At 72.4% G+C, this 8,355-nt stretch carries 7 protein-coding genes; 3 read left to right on the forward strand and 4 right to left on the reverse strand.

Features of this window, described 5'->3' with window-relative positions; translation table 11 throughout:
• Positions 1-14: 14 nt before the first annotated feature.
• From LQV45_RS12870 to LQV45_RS12885, 4 genes are all read right to left on the reverse strand, one after another.
• Positions 15-1,115, reverse strand: a complete 1,101-nt coding sequence (locus LQV45_RS12870; protein ID WP_230007368.1) for an NAD(P)-dependent alcohol dehydrogenase — start codon at positions 1,113-1,115, stop codon at positions 15-17.
• Positions 1,112-2,584, reverse strand: coding sequence for an aldehyde dehydrogenase (locus LQV45_RS12875; protein WP_230007369.1), 1,473 nt, complete (start codon positions 2,582-2,584; stop codon positions 1,112-1,114). The genes LQV45_RS12870 and LQV45_RS12875 overlap by 4 nt, the downstream gene beginning before the upstream one ends.
• Positions 2,581-3,297 carry an alpha/beta hydrolase gene (locus tag LQV45_RS12880; protein ID WP_230007370.1) on the reverse strand — a complete coding sequence of 239 codons (717 nt, stop codon included), beginning with the start codon at positions 3,295-3,297 and terminating at the stop codon, positions 2,581-2,583. Before LQV45_RS12880 ends, LQV45_RS12875 begins: the two co-directional genes overlap by 4 nt.
• A gap of 82 nt (positions 3,298-3,379) precedes the next feature.
• Positions 3,380-5,614 carry a LuxR C-terminal-related transcriptional regulator gene (locus LQV45_RS12885; RefSeq protein ID WP_230007371.1) on the reverse strand — a complete coding sequence of 745 codons (2,235 nt, stop codon included), beginning with the start codon at positions 5,612-5,614 and terminating at the stop codon, positions 3,380-3,382.
• A 172-nt stretch (positions 5,615-5,786) separates the two neighbouring features.
• Here LQV45_RS12885 and LQV45_RS12890 point away from each other — a divergent pair, with 172 nt between their 5' ends.
• The 3 genes from LQV45_RS12890 to LQV45_RS12900 all read left to right on the forward strand — a co-directional run.
• Positions 5,787-6,983: an ABC transporter substrate-binding protein gene (locus LQV45_RS12890; RefSeq protein WP_230007372.1), complete on the forward strand. Its 1,197-nt coding sequence runs from the start codon at positions 5,787-5,789 to the stop codon at positions 6,981-6,983.
• Positions 6,980-7,765, forward strand: a complete 786-nt coding sequence (locus tag LQV45_RS12895; protein WP_230007373.1) for an ABC transporter ATP-binding protein — start codon at positions 6,980-6,982, stop codon at positions 7,763-7,765. Before LQV45_RS12890 ends, LQV45_RS12895 begins: the two co-directional genes overlap by 4 nt.
• On the forward strand, positions 7,765-8,355 hold a 591-nt coding region (locus LQV45_RS12900; protein ID WP_230007374.1), incomplete at its 3' end, for an ABC transporter ATP-binding protein. The genes LQV45_RS12895 and LQV45_RS12900, both read left to right, overlap by 1 nt.

An 8,355-nucleotide genomic window follows, 5' to 3' on the forward strand; every position in this document is an offset into this window, starting at 1 on the left:
ACACCCGGGTGCTCTCAGTACACGATCACCGGCTTGACGGTCCTGCCGTTGTGCATGTCATCGATGGCGCTCGCGATGTCGTCGAGGGCGTAGCGCTTCTCGAGCTTCTCCAGCGGCAAGCGCCCCTCGGCGTGGAGCGCGACGAGTCGGGGGATGAGATCCCGGGGCTCGGTGTCGCCCATCGTGACGCCGCGCAGGACTTTGCCGGTGAGGATGCCCTGGATGTCGACGGCGATCTCGGTGCCCGGCGGCGGCGCGCCGCACACGAGGACGGTTCCGCAGACGGCGGCGGCATCCAGCGCGGTGCGCGCGACCCCGGGATGACCGGTGGTGTCGAACGTCAGGGTGACGCCGCGTCCCCCGGTGAGCGCGGCGAGACGTGCGGCGACGTCCTCGCTCGACGCGTCTACGGTGTCGGTCGCGCCGAGTTCGCGGGCGAGATCGAGCCGTGCGGCGACCCGATCGATTGCGATGATCCGGGCCGGCTCCCGCATCGCCGCCGCCATGATCGCCGACAGGCCGACGGCCCCGGCCCCGTACACGGCCACCACGTCGGCGGGTCCGGGATCCAGCACGTTCCACATCGACCCGAAGCCGGTGAGCACCCCGCATCCGAGCGGGGCGAGGACGGTGAGGTCGGCGTCGTCGGCGACGGGAACCAGGCTGCGTTCGTCGGCGATCGCGTACGTCCCGAACGACGACTGCCCGAAGAAGTGCGCCGCCACGGGCTCGCCGCCGCGGGTGACCCCCGCCGACCCCTCCGGCCGGATGCCACCGAGGAGGTTCCGGGGGAGCCACGTGTCGCAGTAGGCGGGGTGGGCGCTGACGCAGGAGTCGCACGCGCCGCACGAGGTGAAGCTCAACAGCACGGCATCCCCGGGCGCGACTGCGGTGACGCCCGGCCCGACCTTCTCGACGCGTCCGGCCCCCTCGTGCCCGATGATCCCCGGGGTGGGGAACGGGATGCCGCCGGCGAGCACCCCGAGATCGGTGTGGCAGAGCCCCGTTGCGGTGAGCCGGACCAGGACCTCTCCGGGCCCGGGATCGGCGTACTCGACGTCGGCGACGACGATCCGCTCGGGCGCCTCGATGATCGCGGCGCGCCCCGCGGTCATGCCCGACCACCGAGGTCGAACACGATCGAATGCGCCTTCTGGTACGACTCCAGCGCCTCGGGACCGCCTTCGCGGCCCCACCCCGACGCCTTCACGCCGCCGAACGGCACCGCGGGGTCGAGCACGGCCCAGCCGTTCACCCACGTGATCCCGGCGCGCAGGCGCGCGGCGACGCGGTGCGCCCGCGCGAGGTCGGACGTCTGGATGCCGCTGGCCAGGCCGTACCGCGTCCCGTTGGCGAGCGCGATCGCTTCGTCCTCCGTATCGAAGGGCTGCACCGTCAGGACGGGCCCGAACACCTCGTCGACGACGATCTCGGCGGAGGGATCGAGATCGGCGAGGACCGTGGGGGCGTAAAAGAAGCCGCCGTCCCGTTCCACGGTGTGACCGCCCGTCACGACCCGCGCGCCGGTCGCTCGGGCCCGCTCCACCATGCTCGCGACCTTCTCGAGCTGCACGCGACTCGCGAGCGGACCGACGACGGTGGCCGGGTCGGCGATGTCGCCGAACGGCACCTGCGGCACGGCGTCCTTCAGGATGCCGAGCACGACACCGTAGACCGAGCGCTCCACGAGCAGACGTGGGCCCGCCATGCAGAACTGCCCGGCGTTGAAGACGAACGCCGAGATCACTGTGTGGATGGCGCGGTCGAGATCCGCGGCCGCGAACAGGATGTTCGCGGCATTGCCGCCGAGCTCGGCGGTGAACGGCTTCAGGCTGCGTCCCGCCAGCGCCGCCGCGTGGGCCCCGATCTCGGTGGACCCGGTGAACGCGACCTTGTCGACGCCCGGGTGGGCCACGAGGTGGTCGCCGAGGGCGGCGCCGGGTCCGGTCACGACGTTGAACACTCCGTCGGGCACGCCCGCCTCGCGCAGCAGATCGGCCATGAGCAGGGCCGTGAGCGGAGTGTCGCTCGCGGGCTTGTGCACCACGGTGTTGCCGGCGACCAGGGCCGGGGCGATCTTCGTGCTGGAGAGGATCAGCGGGAAGTTGAACGGGGTGATCGCGGCGACCACCCCGAGGGGTTCGCGCCGGACGTATGCGTGCACGTCGGCGGTGATCTCGCGGACGTCCCCGTCGAGCCGGTGCCCGAGCGCGGCGTAGTACTCGTACAGTTCGGCCGCGTTGTTGACATCGACGACGCGGGCGAAGGTGATGGGCTTGCCGACGTCGAGGCTCTCGGCCTGGGCGAGCTCCTCGGCTCGCTCCCGCATGAGCACGTAGGCCCGCTGCAGGACGCGAGCCCGCTCCCGGCTGGACATCCGCGGCCAGGGTCCGTCGTCGAAGGCGGCGCGGGCGGCGGCGACGGCCGCGTCGACGTCGGCCACCGTCGCGCGGGCGACGTCGGTGATCTTCTCGCCCGTCGACGGAGCGAGGACGTCCATGCGGCCGCCGTCGGCGGCATCCCGCCACTGCCCGCCGATGAACAGGCGACCGGGCGCGATCGCGGGGGCCGTGAGAGCGCTCATCGGTTCGTCTCCGCGGTCTCGAGCGCGTCCGCGAGCACGCCGGCGAACCACACCGGGTCGTCCTCGAACGGCGTGTGCCCCGTGGGTACGCGCACCACGTCGGCGCCCATGCGCGCGACGAGGTGCTCTTGGAAGGGCGTGGGCACGAGCGCGTCACGCTCGGTGAGAACGTAGGTCGTCGGCTTCGCGCGCCAGGCGACGCGGGTCACCGGTGTCGTGAACGCCGCGAGGGACTGCGGCTGGAACGTGTCGGCGATCTGCGCCGCGAGATCGGCGGGAGCGTCCGACGGCAGATCGGCGGCCACCATGGCGATCCGCTCCGCACGGGACCGGCCCATCGAGACCATGCCGTCGGCGACGCCCCAGAACTCCGGGAATCCGCCGCCCACGGCCTGCTGGAGGGTCTCCCCGGCGTCGAGGGCGAACGCCGCGACGTAGACGATCCGCTCCACCGCCGGGTGGTCGCCCGCCTGCGTCGTGGGGATGCCGCCGTAGGAGTGGGCGATCAGGGTCACCGGTCCGTCGGCGGCATCCAGTTTCTCGGTGATCGCCGCGGCGTCGGCATACATGTCGACGGTGCTGCCGATCGTCGGTAGGGCGACGGTGGCGACGAGGAAGCCGCGCCCGCGCAGCTCCTCGGCGAGACGGTCGAACACCCAGGGGCCGGCCCAGGCCCCGTGGACGAGAAGGATGCGGGGAGGGGAAAGGGTCATGCGTGCGCTCCTCGGACGGGGACGACCTCGACGTCGTCGCGCCCAGTCTCCGTCCCGCCGCGAACGGACGGTATCCGTAGGACTACCGAACGGCGCTCAACGTCGACTGATACCAGGCCGCGATCTGCGCCCGGGAGGTGAACCCGAGCTTGGCGAGGATGCGCTGCACGTGCGTGTCGACCGTGCGTACCGACAGCACCAGGCGTTCCGCGATCTCCCGGTTGCTGAGACCCTCGTGGATGCCGGCGGCCACCTCGCTCTCGCGCGCGCTCAGTCCCGCCGCGGGACGGCCGGGTGCTCCGGCGAACGCCGCGGCCTCGGCGGGCGACAGTCGCTCACCGATCGCCGACAGGCGTTGGAACGCCTCGTCGCCGAGCCGTTGTCGGACGACCGCCACGCACCGGTCGTGCTGCGCGACCATGTGCGGACCGTGCACCGCGATGCCCGAGTCGATCCGCCGCCACCAGCTGAGCGCCGCGCCGAGCAGGACAGCGGTGCGCTCGGTGGGGGAGCGGGCGGCGTCGATCCAGCCCAGCAGCTCCAGGACCAGGCAGTCTCCGACGGGGTCGTCGATGCCCTCCTCGAGCACCAGGGCGTCACGCGCGTGGCGCTCCGCCTCGTCGAGGTCGCCGTCGGCGTACAGCGCCAGGGCGATCGCCCACATCGCCAGCGAGCGCACCCACCGCTCGTCGATGGACTCGGCGTACCGCAAGGCCTCGCGCGCGGGGGCGGCGGCATCCGCGAGCCCGAGCTGGGTGCGCGTCACGGTGAGCTGGAACTGGGCGACGAGCGCCTCTTCGGGGCGTCCGAGCGCCCGCGCGAGCCCGATCGAGCGCAGCAGTTCGTCGCGGGCGCGCTCACCCTCGCCCGCGAACAGCGCCCGGCTGCCGTTCCACCGGCGCAACTCGACCTCGCACAGCCCCACCTCGGCTTCCGGGACCAGAGGCAGAAGCGCCTGCGCATCGTCGAGGTGCGCTTGCGTTTCCTCCAGCGCCCCCTGGAGCACGCACAGCCATGCCGCGACCAGCAGCGCCGGCACCCGGGCGGAGGCAGAGCCCCCGGGCAGGGCAAGCAGCCGGCGCGCCCACCGGCGTCCCTCCGTGAGGAAACCGCCGACGCCCCAGTGGTAGCGCAGATCGGAGAAGAGCTCCAGCGCGCGGTCGGTGTCCAGCGCGACGGCCGTGCGCAGCGCGGCATCCAATTCCGCCCGGTCCGCCCGCTGGCCGCCGAGGATCTTGCGTTGCGCGGGGCCGTACCAGTGCGTGCGGGCCAGACGCGCGAGCCCGGCGTAGTGCTCCAGGTGGCGACGGACCAGGCGCGGCTGGTCCCCGGCCTCCTCCGCGCGGTCGCGGCCGTAGCTGCGGATCGTCTCGAGCAGGTGGAACCTCCCCGAGTCGCGGTCGGCCTCGACGACCGACTGCTCGATCAGCTGATCGAGGGTGTCGACGGTGGCGGCGTCGTCTCCGCCGGCGACCGCGACGGCGGCCTTCAGATCGAACGGCCCGGAGAACATGCTCAGCGCCGCCCACAACCCCCGCTCCGCAGGGGTGCACAGCTCGTAGCTCCAGTCCACCACCGCGCGCAACGTCCGCTGCCGCGAGACCGGCGCGCGCGTACCGGCGCGCAGCAGCGTGAACCTCTGCGACAGCCGACGTCCGAGCTCGACGACGGAGAGCGTGCGCAGACGTGCGGCGGCCAGCTCGATCGCGAGGGGCAGCCCGTCCAGGGCTCGGCACAGCTGCGCCGCCGCCGCCACTTCCGCGGGGGCGAGGGCGAATCCGGAATCTCCCGCGCGGGCGCGTGCCACCAGCAGGGCCACCGCGTCCGCCGGCTCGTCGCCGGCGGCGTCGGTGGTCAGCGGCGGAACGGCGAACACCTGCTCTCCGTCGACGTCGAGCCGACGCCGGCTCGTGGCCACGATCGTCACCCGGGGGAGCGCGTCGAGGAGATCGTCGACCACGGAGGCGACCGCGTCGATGAGGTGCTCGCAGTTGTCGAGCACGATCAGCGCCGTCTCTCCGCTGAGGACATCGATGATGAACTCCAGCGGTCCGCGCGCCGAGAGCTCGCCGTACGGCAGCGCGTGCGCGATGGCCTCGGCGACCCGACGCGGGTCGCTCACCGCGTCGAGCCCGACGAAGAACACGCTCGTGGACGTGCGCAACGCGTGGGCGTTCGCCGCCCGCACCGCCAGCCGGGTCTTCCCGACTCCGCCGACCCCGGTGAGCGTCACGAGCCGGGCGTGGGCGAGCTCGCCGGCCAGGGACTCCAGTTCGCGTCGACGCCCCACGAACTCGCTGCGCGGCTCTCTGATCACGGCGATGCGTCCTTGCTCTCGGTGGCTTTCATTATGTGCGGGACGCGTCGGACACGGCGAGGTTCGGCCGCCGATTACGTCATTTCACGGATAGACGGGACCGTTCTCCGCCCCGCGACAATGGCCGCCGACCCCAGTGGGTCCGTGTTCAACGACGAACCAGGAGAAGTCCATGCGCAGAACCGTCCCCGTGGTCGCCACGGCCGCCCTCGCCCTCGCCCTCAGCGCCTGCTCCGGCGGCACCGCCACCTCACCCGGCTCCGCCTCGGGGCCGGTGAAGATCGGCATGGTCGTCCCCCTGACCGGGTTCCTCTCGGCCCTGGGACAGGGCGACAAAGAGGCGGCCGAGCGCGTCGTCGCCGACATCAACGCCGCCGGCGGCATCGACGGGCGTCAGGTGCAGCTCACCGTCGTCGACGACAAGGCCGATGTCACCGAATCGGTGAAGCAGTTCAACCAGCTCGCCTCCGACCCGTCCTACTCGGCGATGCTCGCCAGCAGCTTCGTGTCGGCGGCGACCGCGGTCGGCAGCACGGCGCAGTCGGCGAAGATCCCCACGATCGCGCTCAGCCCGGTCGACGCGTTCGCCGACGGCAGCAACCCGTACGCCTTCACCTCGCCGCCCGTTCCCGCCGTCTACGCCCGCGCGCTCGTGGACTACTGGGTCGCGCAGGGCGTGAAGACCCTGGCCATCGGCTACACCGGCGGCGACCTGTACGGCGGGAACGGCGACAAGGCGACCGTGCAGTTCGCCGAGGAAGCCGGCATCCAGGTCGTCCTGGACGAGGCGTACGACCAGACGGCCACCGACTTCACGCCGCTGATCACGAAGGTCGTCGCCGCGCAGCCCGATGCGTTCGTCGTCTGGGGCGCGGGTCCGGCACCGGTGATCATCACCAAGCAGATCGCCGGCAAGGGCATCGACACGTACTTCACGGGAGCCGAGGCCTCCGACCTCTACCTTCAGCCCGCGGGTGACGCCGCCGAGGGCGTCATCGCCGCGGCGACCGTGGCGATGGCCGGAGAGGCGCTCCCCGACGGTGCGTACAAGACCAAGGTCATGGCGGTCGCCCAGCCCTGGATGGAGGCCAACGCCGGCGCGTACCCTCCGGAGTTCGCCTTCGGCGGCGCCTCGGGCGTCGAGCTCCTGGCCTCGGCGATCGACCGTGCGGACTCCACCGACCGTCAGAAGGTCCGTGACGCGCTCGAGCAGACCGACCTGCTGACCTCGAACGGGCACTACTCCTACAGCCCCACCGACCACATGGGCCTGGATGCCACGTCCCTGGCGATCTTCCAGGTGACCGGCGGCGCGTGGGTTCCGACCGAGTACGCGACGAAGAAGTTCGCGACCGAGCTGCCCCAGTGAACACGACCGCACCGTCCGCAGGGCTCGAAGTGTCGGGTCTGTCCCGCCGCTTCGGCGGCGTCTACGCGAATCGCGACATCTCTTTCTCCGTCGCTCCCGGCGAGCTGCGGGGGGTGATCGGACCGAACGGGGCGGGCAAGTCCACGCTGTTCGGCCTGATCAGCGGTCACCTCCGTCCGCAGGAGGGCACGATCCGTCTCGACGGCGAGCGCATCGATCGTCTTCCCGCGCACCGCCGGGCGCGCCGGGGAATCGCGATCGTCTTCCAGGGGGCGCGGCTGTTCCCGAGCATGACCGTGTGCGAGAACGTCGCCGTCGGCGCGCACGCGCGCACCGGGGCGGGGGCGGTGGAGGCCGCCCTCCGGCTTCCGCGTCACCGGAGGGAAGAGACCGAGATCATGGCCGATGCCCGCTCCGCGCTCGAGCGCGTCGGTCTCGCGGACTGGGCCGACCGCGGTGCCGAGCAGCTCCCGCTCGGGCAGCAGCGCCGGCTGCAGGTGGCGCGGGCCCTGACGGCCCGGCCGAGGGTGCTGCTGCTGGACGAGCCCGCGTCCGGGCTCCGGGCGGACGAGCGCGAGGACCTCCGCGCCCTCTTGCGCGAGCTCCACGCCGACGGCATCACGATTCTGCTCGTCGAGCACGACGTCGCGATGGTGACAGCCCTGGCCGACCGCATCGCGGTGCTCGACCTCGGTCGGCTGATCGCCGACGGCACGCCCGACGAGATCCGCCGCGACCCCGCGGTGATCGCCGCCTACCTGGGAAGCGAGACGGCCGCATGATGCTGGACGTGACCGACCTGGTCGTCCGCTACGGAGCGGCGACGGCGCTCGACGGGGTGTCGCTGCACGTCGGTGCGGGCGAGCTGGTCGCCCTCGTGGGTCCGAACGGCGCGGGCAAGACGTCTCTCGTGGATGCCGTCAGCGGGCTCGTGCGTCCGGCATCGGGCACCGTGCGGGTCGACGGCACCGTCGCCCAAGTCCCCGAGGGGCGGCAGATGTTCGGCGACCTGAGCGTCGACGACAACCTGCGCCTCGGGGCGTGGCGGAGACGGCGCCGCGACACCGACGCCGTGTACGACCTGCTCCCCGACCTCCGCCGGGTGCGGCGCCAGCGGGCGGACACCCTCTCGGGCGGGCAGCAGCAGATGGTCGCGGTGGGTCGTGCCCTCATGGCCGAGCCCGACCTGCTCGTCATCGACGAGCTCTCCCTCGGGCTCGCCCCGCTCATCGCCGCCGATCTCGTGCGGCACCTCGCCCAGCTGAACGCCGACCGGGGGACGGCCGTGCTGCTCATCGAGCAAGAGGTCGGGCTCGCCTTCGAGCTGTGCTCGCGGGCATACGTGCTCGACGCCGGCCGCATCGTCGCGGAG

This window comes from Microbacterium sp. Bi128 (assembly GCF_918698205.1).

Coding starts and splice junctions, on each gene's coding strand:
- LQV45_RS12875 (WP_230007369.1), bottom strand. CDS start 2,584: ATGAGCGCTCTCACGGCCCCCGCGATCGCGCCCGGTCGCCTGTTCATC.
- LQV45_RS12870 (WP_230007368.1), bottom strand. CDS start 1,115: ATGACCGCGGGGCGCGCCGCGATCATCGAGGCGCCCGAGCGGATCGTC.
- LQV45_RS12890 (WP_230007372.1), top strand. CDS start 5,787: ATGCGCAGAACCGTCCCCGTGGTCGCCACGGCCGCCCTCGCCCTCGCC.
- LQV45_RS12880 (WP_230007370.1), bottom strand. CDS start 3,297: ATGACCCTTTCCCCTCCCCGCATCCTTCTCGTCCACGGGGCCTGGGCC.